Below are 15,306 nucleotides of genomic sequence, written 5' to 3'. Positions count from 1 at the left end.
TCTGCCGGCTGGGTAAAATTGTTTCTTTCAAAGATTTAATACCCGCTTTTACAGGTGGGCCTGGCGCTCCTAAATGGCATAAAATGATAACCCTTGATAAGAACCTTTGCCTAAAGTCTATAGACACCTCCGATGGTGATACGCTTTTTAATTTAATGCAAACCATTTATCCTCCGGTTTACGGTCACTTATGGGTGGATAATGGTGATAGCTATTTGCAGGAGTTATATTCAGAATCCAATTTGAGATTGGAACTGAAAGATCCAAAGGCCTACTATTACTTTGTAATCTTTAAGTACAAGCTGGTTGGAATTCTAAGGGTTATTACTAATACATCCATGCCGGGGGTTATGTCTAATTCTATGGTAAAACTCCAGCGCATCTATTTGTCACCAAAAATACAAGGCAAAGGCATTGGAAAACATATTTTGAATTGGATTGAAGAGACCTTCTGTAAAGAAAATGGGGCCGCCCTTTGGCTTGAAGTTATGGACAGTCAGCCACAAGCCATAGGGTTTTATGAAAATATGGGTTTTATTAAGAAAGACGCCTTCGCTTATAATTCCAGTATGATGAAAGCAACCTACCGAGGGATGTATCGCATGATTAAGCGCTTCGAATAATAACAAGAATGTGTCCTCCGAAATGAAATATCCAATTATTTGCAGGCTCTATCTTCTTCTATTAGCCAACAAGGGTGGTGGCTCGCCCGTAAAAGGATTCCATCGACTAATGCTTTTCGCCTCCATGCCATTGGCACGAATAACAGCCCTGTCGCCATAACGTTCACGCATTTTGTCCATAGCCTGGTACAGATTGATGATCTTATCATTATCTTCAAAAAGATGTATTTGGTAGCCGCCTTCCACAAGACTGCTGAACTTTACCCCTATTAATCTTACCAATAACCGCCTTTGGTACAACTTCCTGTAAAGCCCCATAACCACAGGAATTATCTTGTGGTCTGCCGAGCTATAGGGAATCCGCTGTTGCATGGTATAGGTCTGAAAATCGGAATAGCGTATCTTAAAGGTCACACAGGCCGTGAGCTTATTTCCGCGTCTTAATTGATATACCAGGTTCTCGGCCATAGCTGTTATGATGCTTTCCAGTTTTCTAACATCGGTAGTGTCCTTATCGAATGTTCTTTCTGTTGATATAGACTTCCTTTCATGGTACTGTACTACCGGTGTATCATCAATGCCATTGGCTTTTTTCCAAATGGTTAACCCATTTTTACCAAGCACCCTGTGCATCATTTCCATGGGCATTTCCTGAACGGTTTTAATTCGTTTAATCCCCAAATCACAGAGCGATTTATAGGTGACTTCGCCAACCATAGGTATTTTTCTTACCGATAATGGAGATAAAAATGGTTTTTCGGTGCCTTTTTGTATTTGCATCTGGTTGTTGGGCTTTGCCTCTCCCGTAGCAACCTTAGATACCGTTTTATTGGTCGACAACCCAAATGATATGGGTAAGCCTGTCTCTTTGATTATCCTTTGCCTGATCTCTAAAGCCAATTTATGACAACCAAAAAATTGATCCATTCCGGTTAAATCAATGTAAAACTCATCTACCGAAGACTTTTCATATAAAGGGACACTTTCCTTTATTATTTCCGTTACCGTATTTGAAAACTTCGAATAAACTCCAGAATTACCTCTAAGAACAATGGCTTCCGGACATAACATCTTAGCCATTTTCATGGGCATGGCAGAATGGATTCCAAAGCGCCTTGCCTCATAGCTACAGGATGCCACCACACCCCTGTCAGATGTGCCTCCAATAAGCACAGGTTTTCCTATTAACCTATTGTCCAGTAACCTTTCACAGGACACAAAAAAAGTATCCAGGTCCATGTGCACTATAGATCGGTCTTGTTTCATAGGGTCATTTTATTTTGTATGGTTTCATGATCGGAATATCTGGGGTCTTCTATTATAGCCAACCGGTACATGGCCATAACCTCTATGTTGATACAATCGAATTCCTCCAAAACTTTTCCCTTGATACGATACACCCCCTTGCCTCTAAATGGATATTTAGCCGCCACAGGAGGGAAATGGACGGTATCCAAAAAACCGCCGTCATAATCTAAAAATGTACCGAAGTACATGGACTTCCCATTTGAAGTCGAGGTTCTTTTGGTTGTAACCAAATAGCCTGTCACTTCTACAATATGATTTACATATTTGGGCAACTGCTTAGCCCTTAAACCTGTTTTAACAGGCTTTAAAAGTAGGTGAAATGGATTGCATAACGGAAACCCCAACAGTTCGATTTCATCAAACGCGTCCTCAAGTTTTGTAGACGGCAATTCCGGTGTCTTAAAATGAATTCTTTCGGTTTTAAATAAGGTTGTTACATGCGCTTCAAAGGTAATTTTATTGATCTTCATATAAGCTTCCCATAGCAGTTCCCTCTTGTTAATGCCGGTAAACCTAAAGGCATTTATCTTTATAAGTATGGCCACTTGCTCCATAGAAATTGGCACCCTGTCAATAAAATCATCGAGAGATTTATAATCCCCGTACTTTAACCGCTGCTCAACTATTGTCTTAGCGTTTTTCGTTTCAAAGGACTGTAAAAACATAAACCCTATATAAATATCCTTCCCGTAAATTACGGCCTGCCTAAAGCTTTTATTGACACACGGCGCCTGAACATTTCCCCCGTGCATTCTGGTTTCATGGACATACAGTTCTGTGCTGTAAAACCCGCCGCCATTATTAATTGTAGCTACCATATATTCCAGTGGATAATAGGCTTTTAAAAACAAACTTTGGTAGCTTTCTACTGCATAGCTGGCTGAGTGCCCTTTGGCAAATGCATATCCCGCAAAGCTTTCTATTTGTCGCCAGATCTCCCTGGTAAGCGATACTTCCTTGCCACTGTTCTTACAATTGCTGAAAAATTGCGACTTGACCTTTAGGAACTCTTCTCTGGATCTAAACTTACCAGACATCCCCCGCCTTAGCATATCGGCTTCACCAAGGTTTAAACCGCCAAAGTAATGGGCAACCTTGATAACGTCTTCCTGGTACACCATAACACCAAAGGTATCGGGCATGATATTGTACAATACGGGATGCGCTTCCTTTCTCCTGTTAGGATACCTGTACCTCAATATGTACTCTCGCATCATACCCGATTTAGATACTCCCGGTCTAATAACCGAGCTTGCCGCAACCAATCCCAGATAATCATCCACCCTTAATTTCTTTAATAACATACGCATGGCAGGAGATTCCACATAAAAACACCCTATTGCTTTTGCGTTCCTCAACAGGTATTTTATCCTTTCATCTTGTTTGAATCGCTTGATATCATGGATATCCAATCTGTTTTGGCAAGGATGGTTGTATGCAACGATATCAACCGTTTCCTTTATTTTACCCAATCCTCTTTGGCTCAATATATCGAACTTGTACAATCCAATGTCTTCAGCAACGACCATGTCTATTTGTGTTGTTGGGAAGCCTTTTGGAGGCATGAACGTAGCCGTATAATAGTGTACCGGTTTTTCGGAAATAATAATCCCTCCTGCATGTATGCCCAAATAGTTAGGAAAACCTTGAATGTGCTTACTGTAAACAATGACTAATTGTGAGAGCTGATCCAGGTCCTGAACGCTATAGTGTCCCGACGAAAGCACATCTATTTCTGATTTTGGAAGCCCAAATACTTTTCCAAGCTCCCTTACCGAAGCTTTATATTTAAAGGTATTGTAGACCGTTATTAAGGCCGTGTTTTTAAAGGTCTTAAAAATAAAGTCGATAATATCATCCCTGTCTCTATGACTAAAATCGATATCGAAATCAGGAGGGTTCGTCCTGTATAGATTGATGAACCTCTCAAAATACAAATCCAATTCGATAGGATCGACATCTGTGATGCGAAGTAAATAGGCTACAATGCTATTTGCTCCACTGCCACGGCCCACATAAAAGTAACCCTTGTGCCTTGCATACTTTAGAATTTTCCAATTGATCAGGAAGTAGGACACAAATTCCTTTTCTTTAATGATTTTAAGCTCTTTATCTATCCGATCCAGTATGCTGTCGGTTACCTCATCATAACGGTATTTCAACCCCTTGTAGGTAAGTCGCTTTAACAGCTTAAAATCCAAAGCCTTATTATTTGTATAGGCGCTTTGGTTATTGGGCACTTTTTGACTGAAATCGAACTCTACGTTACAGGAATCCAGCAGGCGTTTTGTATTTTCAACGATCTCGGGATAGGCTTTATAGTAGTCTATTAGTTTGTTACAGGGCATAAATGTATCCTGTTCGTCACAGGTTTCACTTTTTGGTAATTTACTCAACAGGGTATTATTGTCTATAGCCCTCAGTAATCTATGGGTATTGTATCCCCTTTTATCTTTATATGTTACGGTATGTAGGATAACCAATTTACCGGCATCCCCTTGAAACCTGAGAAACTTAATGCTGTTCAGATCACTTATTTTTACACCCCAAAATTCATTTTCCCCCAAGGTATTCCCATAGTATCTTTCAAAGGGGTAAATGGTAAATACATCGTTTAGCGCCTCAGCTCTATTGGGGATTTCGTAATTGTCCTGATGTAAAAATTTCGAGAGATAGGTATTGATCTGCTGAAAACCATTATTGTTCTTAGCTATCAGAACAAATTCCTGTTTTGCACCGTTCCTAAAATCAACCCCTATAAGCGGTTTTATACTGAACTTAGAAGCCAATCGCATATACTCCAAACACGCCGAGGTGTTGTTTATATCGGTGAGTACGAAGACCCGATACCCCCCTTTATTTGCGAGATCGAGCAGGTCTATGGGTTTGATGGTTCCGTACCGTAAGCTGAAATATGAATGTGAGTTCAAAATCATATTGCAAAATTAGTTTCGTTTTTAAACAATTATTGTTTACTTTTGAAACATTATGAATTTTATTGCATCAAACATTCGCTTCATAAGGGAGCGGAAAGCATTCACACAAGAATATCTTGCTGAAGAGCTTAGATGGTCCAGATCTATGGTAATGTCATTTGAGTCGGGCAGGACCGAACCCTCTATTGAAAGACTAATTGAACTGTCTAAGTATTCTAGAATACCTATTGACACCTTGATTAAAGTGGATTTAAGAAAGACCAAAGACGTTTCATTTATTGAAATTGCAAATAGCAGAGTGCTTTTTCCGATTATGGTAGATGACAACAATGAAGATGTCATAGAAGTGGTACCAATTAAAGCAACTGCAGGTTATCTGGCCGGGTATGATGACCCCGAATATATAGAGCAACTTGAAAAAATCAAATTGCCTTTTTTACCCACAGGAAAACACAGGGCGTTTCCAATCAAGGGCGACTCCATGCTCCCGGTGAAGGATGGAGCTTATGTTGTTGGAAAATACGTGGAAAGTATAAATGATGTTAAGGATGGCCGTACCTATATAATCGTCACCTTAAACGACGGAATGACCTACAAACGGGTATACAACCAAATTAAAGAAAATGGGACATTGAAGCTAAGCCCGGACAATAGGAATTATGACCCTTATGATGTTCCGATAACTGAAGTATTGGAACTTTGGGAATTTGCCTGTTGCATTAACACTCAGGAATATGACGAAAGTGAATTAAAGATAAGTAGCATATCACAAATGCTGAATGCTTTAGGTGTTGAACTTAAAGCTTTAGAAAAAATGGCCAAATAGCATTGCCTCATGTATTCATGTTTAATTAATCCTTAACTTCAAGACTGTAATAAATACCTGTTCAATGGCAAAATTATTTTTACTTAAACCTGATTTCCCAGATAAAAAAATAGATGCTCACACCAAATTTTATTGCCCTTATTGTGCTATGATCCTTGGAGTTTTAAACTATTATCCCGAGCTTAAGGACAAACTGGAAATTTTCTTTATTGATTTTGAAAGGCCCAGAAAGCAAATAGTTGAACTGATAGGTGAAGACCATCAGGGCTGTCCGAATTTAATCCTGGATAAACATGAAGTTAACGGATTGACCGACACCAGTTATCTTAAGGAACATGGGGTGTATTATTTTGTTAATTCAGCCCCTATGATTGCCAAATACCTGACGGCAAAGTATGATATAGGTGTTGCGCATTAAAACAATTGTTTCGTGCTGCCGCATTATAGATATAATTGAGATACGCCAATTTAATACATCTTAAAAAAACAAGGGACTTTTGTCATCTAAACCACATCATCTTATGAAAAAAAGTATCCGCATATTCAGCATCTTGACACTAATAGGCTGCTCTAGTGTTTTTGGTCAAACCCCCAACGCTTTTGAACGCCCCAATATTTTATGCATATTGGTTGACGATTTGGGTTATGGCGATTTATCCATCCAAGGGGCACTCGATATGAATACTCCAGAGATTGACAACCTGGCCAAACAAGGTCTAACCTTTACAAACTTCTACGCGAACAGTACTGTTTGTTCCCCCAGCAGGGCTTCACTGCTCACAGGCAAATACCCGGATATGGTTGGTGTACCAGGTGTTATCAGGCAAATACCCGAAGACAATTGGGGGAACCTTTCAGACGAGTCATTATTGATATCGGAAGTTTTAAAAGAAAATGGATACGCTACAGCCATGGTAGGGAAATGGCATTTGGGGCTTCAAAACCCGGATACCCCAAACAAAAAGGGCTTCGGGCTTTTTAAAGGGTTCCTGGGAGATATGATGGACGACTATTGGACCCATCGAAGAGGCGGCATAAACTGGATGCGACATAACGAAACCGAAGTCGATCCCAAAGGCCACGCTACCGACATCTTTACCGATTGGGCTATTGAATATCTAAATGACCAGAAAAACGCCAGCAGACCATTCTTTTTATATCTTGCTTATAATGCACCTCATTTCCCCATACAGCCACCACAAGAATGGCTTCAAAAGGTTATAGAACGGGACTCCAATATTTCTGAGAAGAGAGCCAAAAACGTCGCACTAATTGAACATCTCGATTATAACATTGGAAGAATAATGCAGGTGCTTAAAGAAAGTGGGCTGGATAAGAACACACTCGTTGTGTTTACTTCTGATAATGGAGGAGCTCTCCGGTTTGCTCAAAGCAATAATCCGTTACGAGGAGGAAAACAAGACATGTACGAAGGCGGTATTCGTGTCCCGACCTTCTTCTATTGGAAAAACAAAATTAAACCCAATACCAAAACTGATAATCTGGCCCTGCTCATGGATTTATTTCCAACATTCTGTAAAGTGGCCGGGATAGACCCGCCTGCAAATATAGATGGTATAAATTTACTTCCTTCACTTTTGGGTAATCCGCAAATTACGGATGAACGTTATGTGTTCTGGGTAAGACGGGAAGGCTGGCACTATGGTGGCAAGGCCTATTATGCAGCGCGTTATAAGGATTTTAAATTGGTACAGAATACGCCCTATGCACCTCTGGAAATATACGATCTCAAAAATGACCCATACGAAGAACAGCCTTTAACACCAACGGAAGTGGCGCTTTACGAAGACCTAAGATTTCAACTACAAAATCACATTAGAAAATCAGGTGCCGTTCCATGGCAATAAGGTAAAGCGGATCAACACTGCTCATAAAAAACTCTCGAGCAAGAACTTCGTTCATCGGAATACCCTGAAAAATGGAATTTTATTCTACTTCAAACCACTTAACACCAGTACCGGTATCGTACTGTGAAAATCTTTCTTCAAAATGGTATTCTTTTCCCACTTTTTGGTGAAAAACCCTCGTTTTCGTCGCACCACACAAAGCATATCCGGGTCATGAGACTCATAATGGCGCAGTACCCCTTGAAACGTTGTGGCGTTTTCCGTTTCTTTAATATTGCTAACAACGGATTTTAATTCTTTGTTTACCTTAAAATCACCATCGTTGTAATAAGGCGTTTTAACCAGTAATAAATCTATGGTTGCATTAAACTGCTTCTTAATATGCTTCAAAGGATCAAGTACATGGTCCTTTTTAATAATTGCAGACTTTAAGGCCATAAGCACATGAGACGGTTTCGAGAAGACATATCCTTCCGGTACAATAAGAGCAGGGACGTGCATTTGCTTAATAATCTTACCTGAAGTTTCTCCCAAAAACACCTTATCGCTTATAGAATTGGTTCTTGGCTCAATTAACACCAAATCAACATTAGCCGTTTTACAGGCCAATTCCAGGGTGTCTATTAATTTTCCTTTTAGCGTTTTTACAATGACCTCGACCCCTTTCGTGTCAATTTTCGACACCAGTTCATTTAAAAAAGCAAGGCTTTCCCGTTCAATAATGTGATCGACCTTTATCATGGTCCCTGCCTTGGTATAAACATTATACACTTGTACCACAAAAAGTTTGGCGCCAAAAGCCTCGGCAAAATCCACCGCATACTGCAAATGGCTGAGTGCATTTTTCGATGACCCCACGGGAACTAATATGTTTTTCATGACATGTAAATTAAAAAGCCTAATTTGGCAAATTGCAATACAAAAGTACATGAATTTTTTCATGTGTAAACTTTTATTAATTTTTGATTGCATGCTATCGCCTTGATTAAAACAATGGAACAGTTGAACATAAAAGAATTATTTTAATCCTTTAGTTGGCGTTAAAAATTATAATTGAACAGAAGCAAAAATGATTCGAAAAGGGACCAACGACGATATATACAACATTCTGATGTTAACACGGGCTTGTGCTCAGGATATGATAGCGAAAAGCATTTATCAATGGAATGATATTTACCCGAATAGGCAGGCTTTCTTAACCGATGTGGAACGCAACGAATTGTACGTCTTAGAAATTGAAAACGCCTTAGTGGGTTGCATTACCATTTCAACATTTATGGATGAGGTCTACCTGCCCGTTTCATGGTTAACAGCCAACAAAAACAATATTTACATTCACCGCCTGGCCATCCACCCCAAATATCAGGGGAAGGGTTACGCGCAGCAACTCATGGCATATGCCGAAAATTATGCCATAAAAAATAACTATGACTCTATAAGATTAGACACGTTTTCAAAAAACCCCAGAAACCTAAAATTTTACGAACTTCGCGGCTATAAAAGGTTAGAAGAAGTTTACTTTCCTAGACAAAGTGAATTCCCTTTTTATTGCTATGAATTGATTTTGTGAGTACCGATATAAGCTTTAAACATATCAACAGACTGGCCATTCCCGCTCTGATCTCCGGAGTGTCGGAACCTATATTATCACTAACCGATGCAGCCATAATAGGCAATGTTGATCTCAATGCAACAGAATCTCTCGCGGCAGTAGGGATAGTGACTACTTTTATATCGATGCTTATCTGGGTTCTCGGGCAAACGAGAAGTGCCATCTCCTCCATTGTCTCCCAATATGTAGGTGCGAATAAACTGGACCAGATTAAAAACCTACCGGCTCAAGCCATTTTTATAATTACATCGTTAAGTATTATCATTATCATCACCACCTATCCCTTTGCAAAAGCTATTTTTAAGCTTTACAATGCCTCAGATCTCATTTTAGACTATTCAATTGTGTATTACAGAATACGTGTACTGGGCTTTCCTTTTACACTCTTTACCATTGCTGTTTTTGGAGCATTCCGTGGATTACAAAACACATATCACCCGATGCTTATCGCCCTAACGGGAACCCTTATCAATATTGTTTTAGATGTGCTTTTAGTTTATGGTATTGAAGGGGTTATTCCTGCTATGCATATTCAAGGTGCCGCTTACGCCAGTGTCATTGCTCAGATTATAATGGCCCTCTTTTCGACTTACTTTTTGCTAAAAAAAACAAACATTCCATTAATCCCACGTTTTCCGTTTAATAAAGAAATAAGGCGTTTTATCCTTATGATCATTAATCTTTTTGTTCGAACCATCGCCTTGAATGTTACTTTGTATTATGCCAGTGCCTTCGCCACAAGCTACGGTGCTGAATATATTGCAGCATATACTATTGCCATAAATTTATGGTTTCTAGGTGCATTTATTGTGGATGGTTATGCCAGCGCTGGAAATATTCTTTCTGGAAAATTACTCGGCGCCAAAGCTTACAAAGAGCTCATACGTCTAAGCAATAAACTTATAAGGTACGGCATTATAATTGGTGTGATTTTAGGTCTTGTCGGAGGACTCATTTACCACCCGATCGGACATCTGTTTACACAAGAGCCAAAGGTATTGAATGCATTTTATGAGGTTTTTTGGATTGTGTTATTAATGCAGCCATTCTGCACATTGGCATTTATTTTTGATGGCATCTTCAAAGGTCTTGGTAAGATGAAATATTTACGAAATGTTCTGCTGTTCGCAACCTTCCTGGTATTCCTTCCGGTCTTGTTCTGGCTGGATAGCTTAAACTATAAACTCTATGCCATTTTTATTGGTATTACCCTATGGATCATTGCCAGAGGTATTCCTTTAATTGTAAAATTTAGAAAAACCTTTATGCCGCTCATTCAGAATGGTTAACTTTGTGCAAAATAGTATAACCACCAGGCATGTTACCAATTTTTTTGCTGCAAGTAGATATCGAGGAGAAAATTAAAAACGCCCCGGATAAAAGTTATGAAATTGGCGTTTTTATCGGTTCTATGTTACCCTTTGTGCTTTTGGTCGTTTTAGCTTATCTATTGTACAGATATCATAAAAGAAGAATTGATAACGAATAACTATTATGGATATAATGTCCTTTTTTAGCGGAAATGGCCTGTTTCTTTTACTGGCACTGGTATTAATAATTGTCTATGTGGTGAACCGCAGAAAGCGTAAATGACAATGTGGTTTTCAATCCACAGATAATGCTCAGAAGCGTAACATATAAGGGTTTTCAACAAAGTCAATAGATTCTAATAAATGCCTTATCGTTCAGGCCCATAGATCCTTCATGGGAAAAGTGCGCAAATGTAATCTAAAAATGAATTCATAAAACAAAATGAATATATTTGTGTACTAATTTGTTATCTCATGAGTGCTATACGCATTACCAAGCAATTTTCTTTTGAAACCGGTCACGCCCTTTATGGATACGACGGCAAGTGCAAAAATGTTCATGGTCACAGCTACAAGCTTTCTGTAACGGTTATTGGCAAACCCATTACCGATACAAGTCACGTAAAACACGGTATGGTAATCGATTTTGGGGATTTAAAAAAAATTGTAAAAGAGGAAGTTGTTAATGTTTTCGATCATGCAACGGTGTTTAACAAGAATACACCTCATGTGGAATTGGCAAAGGAACTGGAAGATCGTGGTCATAATGTTTTATTGGTCGATTACCAACCCACTAGCGAAATGATGATATTGGATTTTGCAAAAAAAATAAAAAAACGTTTGCCGAACTTTGTCAAACTGCATTCTTTAAAACTTCAGGAAACCGAAAGCTCTTACGCGGAATGGTTTCATTATGACAATATTTAGGGCACTCCCCTTTTGCTCATTTACAAAAGGATCCATTACTAATTACTTTCTCTTACTTCGTACTTCTAACTTCTTTAGTTATATTTACCACATGCAAATTCCGGAAGGGAAAAAAATATACTTCGCATCCGATAATCACTTGGGGGCTCCATCTCGGGAAGCTTCATTGCCTCGAGAGAAAAAATTTGTGGCATGGTTAGATGAGATTAAAACGGATGCTGCGGTTATTTTTCTTCTTGGTGATCTTTTTGATTTCTGGATGGAATACAAAAAAGTAATCCCAAAGGGATTCACCAGGACATTGGGCAAACTCGCAGAGTTATCCGATTCCGGTATTCCTATCCATTATTTTGTCGGCAACCATGACCTATGGATGAATGGTTATTTTGAGGAGGAGCTCAACATTCCTGTTTACCACGAACCAAAAGAGTTTATAATAAACAATAAGGCGTTTTTTATTGGACATGGCGATGGTCTGGGACCGGGGGATAAGGGCTTTAAACGCATGAAAAAAATATTTACAAATCCTTTCTGTAAGTGGTTGTTTCGTTGGTTACATCCCGATATTGGTGTACGAATAGCTCAATATTTGTCGGTTAAAAATAAACTCATCTCCGGAAAAGAAGACATCACTTTTTTGGGTGAGGACAAGGAATGGCTGGTGCAATATTGCAAGCGAAAATTACAGGACAAGCATCGGGACTATTTCGTATTCGGACACAGGCATTTACCACTTGAAATTGCCTTAAATGATACTTCTAAATACATTAACCTTGGCGACTGGATCAGCTATTTTACTTATGGGGTTTTTGATGGTTGCAATTTTGAGCTTAAGACCTATAAAAAATAAGCACAATCAGTACATCGCATGGGTGGCTGTTAAGGCCTATGACAAACTTTGGGCATGCTTCAAAAGTCTTTTGGACTAGCCGTTTTCATGCGCCTCCAAATCTTTTGTTAAATCTAATTTTCTGAAGGAAGGTGAAACCAGTGCCGTAGTTATTACAGTAATTAAAGTCATTGTCCCGCCAAATACCACTGCGGTCACTGTTCCCATAAGTTTGGCGGTGAGTCCACTTTCAAAAGCACCGAGTTCATTAGAGGACCCAACAAACATTGAATTTACAGAGGAGACACGTCCGCGCATATCATCAGGGGTTTTCAATTGTAAAATGGTTTGCCTAATCACCATAGAAACCCCATCGGTCATACCACTAAAGAACAATGCCAGAAGGGAGATCCAAAACACAGACGACAGTCCGAAAACAATGATACATACCCCAAATCCAAATATAGCCGCCAAAAGTTTCAAACCGGCCTTTTTGCTAATAGGGATATAGGCGGTAATAAGCATCGTTAGAAAAGCACCAACAGCAGGTGCTGCTCTCAAAACACCAAAACCCTCACTACCCACCTTTAAAATATCCTGCGCAAAAACAGGCAACAGCGCTATGGCACCTCCGAATAATACAGCGACCATATCTAAGGTCATGGCTCCTAAAATGGCCTTGGTGCGAAATACAAAGTGCAGGCCTTCCTTTAAACTCTGTACTACAGGTTCCCCGATTTTAGGGTTTAAAATTGGTTTTCGTTTTATCTGTAACAGGATAACAAAGGATAGTGCCACTAACCCGAAAACGACACACAGCGACCAGTGAACCCCTATCCATCCAATGGCAATACCTCCAAATGCCGGCCCCAAAACTGCTGCCATTTGCCAGGTAGAACTGTTCCAGGTTGCAGCGTTTGGATAGATTTTTTTTGGTACAATAAGTGCTACCAATGAGAATATGGTGGGACCAAAAAAGGATCGCAAAAAACCCCCAAAAAAGACGAGTGCATAAATGGAATATAAAATGGTATGAGGCGCCCAATCCGCAACAACAATATCCCAGGTCAACAAAAACAAACCCAGACTAATTAAAGAAAAGGCGGCTATGCATTGGGCTAACAGGTCACGTTTTTCTCTTTGATCTACAATGTGTCCCGCAAACAAAGCCATGGTAAAGGCCGGAATAATTTCCATTAACCCAATAATCCCCAGTGATAGAGGATCTTTGGTTAAACTATAGACCTGCCACTCAATAACAATGAACTGCATGGACCAAGCAAATACCAAAACAAAGCGCAAGAACAGGAATATATTGAATTCCCTTATACGCAAGGCTGCATACGGATCGGTTTTTGGCATAGGTTACCCTTTTATATCCCTCAATTTCAACTGTAAACTTTTACGGCCCTGCCATTCATTTTCGTCAATAGAGTAAACGGCATTAAACGGCTTTTTATCGGAAACCAAATCCAGTTTATCACCCATGCCGAAGCCAATGGCTACAAAGTTCTCATTGCCCTGTTGGGGCTGCGCAACGGTGAGTCGCAGATGCGTCTGATCTTCACCAACACATTTTCCAAATCCTGTATCGATTAGCTCATCGGTCATAAAAATTGGTGTCATGTTACCGGGGCCAAAAGGAGCAAACTGTTTAATAATCCGCCAAAGTTTTACATCGATCTGTTTCAAATCAATCCGGGCATCGATTTTAATTTCGGGGGTTAGCAAATTTCGGTTAATCGTTTTAGAAACCTCATCCTCAAAAGCCTGTTTAAAGGCCTCATAATTCTCTTCTTTAAGGGTAAGGCCTGCGGCGTATTTATGTCCTCCAAATTGCTCAATATATACACTACAGGCCTCAAGTGCATTGTATACATCGAACCCTGACACCGAACGTGCTGAAGCTGCTAATTTTTCTCCACTTTTGGTAAACACCAATGTTGGTCTGTAATAGGTTTCCGTGAGACGAGAGGCTACTATGCCAATCACCCCTTTGTGCCAGGTTTCTTTATAAACCACGGTGGTAAGGCGGTCCTGTTCTTTTTGCGCTTCAATTTGGGCTAATGCTTCCTGCGTAATTTGTTTATCTGCATCCCGTCTGTCGGTATTGTAAGTTTCTATTTCCGCAGCATATTTTTCAGCTAAACTATACGATGTTTCAGTCAATAAAGTTACTGCATGGTCACCATGCTTCATGCGACCGGCTGCATTAATACGTGGTGCAATGATAAAAACCACATCGGTGATGGTCAGTTCCCTTTTCTTGATCTGTGCGATAAGTGCCTGTATTCCTGTTCTCGGATGGCTATTAATTATATGTAATCCAAAATAAGCCATAATCCGATTTTCCCCGGTTATTGGTACGATATCGGCACCAATAGCAATGGCTACCAGATCCAGGTAGCTTATAATGGATTCCACAGTCCTTCCTTCCTGAAGGGTCAAAGCCTGAATTAACTTAAATCCAACACCGCAGCCACATAGTTCCTTATAGGGATAATTGCAGTCTTTTCGTTTGGGATCTAAGACAGCAATGGCAGCCGGAATGCATTCTCCGGGTCTGTGATGGTCGCAGATAATAAAGTCGATGCCTTTTTCCTTGGCATAGGCAACCTGGTCAATAGCCTTGACGCCACAGTCCAAGGCAACAATAAGGGTGATATCATTATCCTTTGCGAAGTCTATTCCTTTGAATGAAATACCATATCCCTCATTATAACGGTCGGGAATATAGGTGGCTACGTTTTCGGTTCTCGTTCTTAAATAGGATGCCATTAAAGCCACTGCGGTTGTCCCATCTACATCGTAATCCCCATAAACCAAAATAGTTTCATTTTGTGATATCGCTCTTTCAATTCGTGCCACTGCATTGTCCATATCCTTCATTAAGAACGGATCGTGTAAGTCATCCAAACGGGGCCTGAAAAATTGTCTCGCCTCATCGAAGGATTCAATCCCTCTTTGAACAAGCAACGTAGCAATAAGGGGGTTTACTTGAAGGGCTTTTTCTAAAGCTTCAACCTTATGAGATTCGGGGATGGGTTTAAGCGTCCAACGCATTGTA

The 15,306-nt window shown here is 39.9% G+C and carries 14 protein-coding genes; 9 read left to right on the top strand and 5 right to left on the bottom strand.

What is annotated here, in order from left to right; all coding sequences use genetic code 11:
- The first annotated feature begins 83 nt into the window (after nt 1-83).
- The gene (locus MR041_RS11960; RefSeq protein WP_242094238.1) at nt 84-623 is read left to right on the top strand and encodes a GNAT family N-acetyltransferase; all 540 of its coding nucleotides are present in this window, start codon (nt 84-86) and stop codon (nt 621-623) included.
- A gap of 48 nt (nt 624-671) precedes the next feature.
- On the opposite strand, the gene dinB is transcribed toward MR041_RS11960, so the two are convergent.
- Nucleotides 672-1,889, bottom strand: coding sequence for a DNA polymerase IV (gene dinB, locus MR041_RS11955; protein WP_242094236.1), 1,218 nt, complete (start codon nt 1,887-1,889; stop codon nt 672-674).
- A complete protein-coding gene (locus MR041_RS11950) occupies nt 1,886-4,867 on the bottom strand; it encodes a DNA polymerase III subunit alpha (RefSeq protein WP_242094234.1) in 2,982 nt (993 codons plus the stop codon). Before MR041_RS11950 ends, dinB begins: the two co-directional genes overlap by 4 nt.
- 52 nt (nt 4,868-4,919) lie before the next feature.
- On the opposite strand from MR041_RS11950, the gene MR041_RS11945 reads away from it, so the two are divergent.
- The 3 genes from MR041_RS11945 to MR041_RS11935 all read left to right on the top strand — a co-directional run bounded on the left by MR041_RS11945 (nt 4,920) and on the right by MR041_RS11935 (nt 7,561).
- Complete coding sequence (locus MR041_RS11945; protein WP_242094232.1) at nt 4,920-5,693, top strand: XRE family transcriptional regulator; 774 nt, start codon at nt 4,920-4,922, stop codon at nt 5,691-5,693.
- Between the two features lie 64 nt (nt 5,694-5,757).
- Complete coding sequence (locus MR041_RS11940) at nt 5,758-6,111, top strand: DUF3088 family protein (protein ID WP_242094231.1); 354 nt, start codon at nt 5,758-5,760, stop codon at nt 6,109-6,111.
- Nucleotides 6,112-6,214: 103 nt separating this feature from the next.
- Complete coding sequence (locus MR041_RS11935; RefSeq protein WP_242094229.1) at nt 6,215-7,561, top strand: sulfatase family protein; 1,347 nt, start codon at nt 6,215-6,217, stop codon at nt 7,559-7,561.
- Nucleotides 7,562-7,645: 84 nt separating this feature from the next.
- Here the strand turns inward: MR041_RS11935 and MR041_RS11930 are convergent, their stop codons facing one another.
- Nucleotides 7,646-8,440, bottom strand: a complete 795-nt coding sequence (locus MR041_RS11930) for a universal stress protein (RefSeq protein WP_242094227.1) — start codon at nt 8,438-8,440, stop codon at nt 7,646-7,648.
- Nucleotides 8,441-8,630: 190 nt separating this feature from the next.
- On the opposite strand from MR041_RS11930, the gene MR041_RS11925 reads away from it, so the two are divergent.
- From MR041_RS11925 to MR041_RS11905, 5 genes are all read left to right on the top strand, one after another.
- Nucleotides 8,631-9,131, top strand: a complete 501-nt coding sequence (locus MR041_RS11925; protein WP_242094225.1) for a GNAT family N-acetyltransferase — start codon at nt 8,631-8,633, stop codon at nt 9,129-9,131.
- A complete protein-coding gene (locus MR041_RS11920) occupies nt 9,128-10,462 on the top strand; it encodes an MATE family efflux transporter (protein ID WP_242094223.1) in 1,335 nt (444 codons plus the stop codon). Before MR041_RS11925 ends, MR041_RS11920 begins: the two co-directional genes overlap by 4 nt.
- Nucleotides 10,463-10,491: 29 nt before the next feature.
- Complete coding sequence (locus MR041_RS11915) at nt 10,492-10,662, top strand: hypothetical protein (RefSeq protein ID WP_242094221.1); 171 nt, start codon at nt 10,492-10,494, stop codon at nt 10,660-10,662.
- 295 nt (nt 10,663-10,957) lie between these two features.
- Complete coding sequence (locus tag MR041_RS11910) at nt 10,958-11,410, top strand: 6-pyruvoyl trahydropterin synthase family protein (protein WP_242094219.1); 453 nt, start codon at nt 10,958-10,960, stop codon at nt 11,408-11,410.
- Between the two features lie 91 nt (nt 11,411-11,501).
- On the top strand, nt 11,502-12,260 hold the full coding sequence (locus tag MR041_RS11905; RefSeq protein ID WP_242094217.1) for a UDP-2,3-diacylglucosamine diphosphatase: 759 nt from the start codon (nt 11,502-11,504) through the stop codon (nt 12,258-12,260).
- Between the two features lie 75 nt (nt 12,261-12,335).
- On the opposite strand, the gene MR041_RS11900 is transcribed toward MR041_RS11905, so the two are convergent.
- On the bottom strand, nt 12,336-13,601 hold the full coding sequence (locus tag MR041_RS11900) for an MFS transporter (RefSeq protein WP_242094215.1): 1,266 nt from the start codon (nt 13,599-13,601) through the stop codon (nt 12,336-12,338).
- Nucleotides 13,602-13,604: 3 nt separating this feature from the next.
- A complete protein-coding gene (gene recJ, locus MR041_RS11895; RefSeq protein WP_242094213.1) occupies nt 13,605-15,302 on the bottom strand; it encodes a single-stranded-DNA-specific exonuclease RecJ in 1,698 nt (565 codons plus the stop codon).
- Nucleotides 15,303-15,306 lie beyond the last annotated feature (4 nt).

Origin of the sequence: Aestuariivivens sediminicola (assembly GCF_022662015.1) — a bacterium.
Taxonomy (GTDB): Bacteria; Bacteroidota; Bacteroidia; order Flavobacteriales; family Flavobacteriaceae; genus Aestuariivivens; species Aestuariivivens sediminicola.
The sequence above is the reverse complement of the archived record's forward strand: the minus strand, read 5'-3'. Positions and strand labels throughout refer to the sequence as shown.

Coding starts and splice junctions, on each gene's coding strand:
- MR041_RS11960 (WP_242094238.1), top strand. CDS start 84: ATGATAACCCTTGATAAGAACCTTTGCCTAAAGTCTATAGACACCTCC.
- dinB (WP_242094236.1), bottom strand. CDS start 1,889: ATGAAACAAGACCGATCTATAGTGCACATGGACCTGGATACTTTTTTT.
- MR041_RS11950 (WP_242094234.1), bottom strand. CDS start 4,867: ATGATTTTGAACTCACATTCATATTTCAGCTTACGGTACGGAACCATC.
- MR041_RS11945 (WP_242094232.1), top strand. CDS start 4,920: ATGAATTTTATTGCATCAAACATTCGCTTCATAAGGGAGCGGAAAGCA.
- MR041_RS11940 (WP_242094231.1), top strand. CDS start 5,758: ATGGCAAAATTATTTTTACTTAAACCTGATTTCCCAGATAAAAAAATA.
- MR041_RS11935 (WP_242094229.1), top strand. CDS start 6,215: ATGAAAAAAAGTATCCGCATATTCAGCATCTTGACACTAATAGGCTGC.
- MR041_RS11930 (WP_242094227.1), bottom strand. CDS start 8,440: ATGAAAAACATATTAGTTCCCGTGGGGTCATCGAAAAATGCACTCAGC.
- MR041_RS11925 (WP_242094225.1), top strand. CDS start 8,631: ATGATTCGAAAAGGGACCAACGACGATATATACAACATTCTGATGTTA.
- MR041_RS11915 (WP_242094221.1), top strand. CDS start 10,492: ATGTTACCAATTTTTTTGCTGCAAGTAGATATCGAGGAGAAAATTAAA.
- MR041_RS11910 (WP_242094219.1), top strand. CDS start 10,958: ATGAGTGCTATACGCATTACCAAGCAATTTTCTTTTGAAACCGGTCAC.
- MR041_RS11905 (WP_242094217.1), top strand. CDS start 11,502: ATGCAAATTCCGGAAGGGAAAAAAATATACTTCGCATCCGATAATCAC.
- MR041_RS11900 (WP_242094215.1), bottom strand. CDS start 13,601: ATGCCAAAAACCGATCCGTATGCAGCCTTGCGTATAAGGGAATTCAAT.
- recJ (WP_242094213.1), bottom strand. CDS start 15,302: ATGCGTTGGACGCTTAAACCCATCCCCGAATCTCATAAGGTTGAAGCT.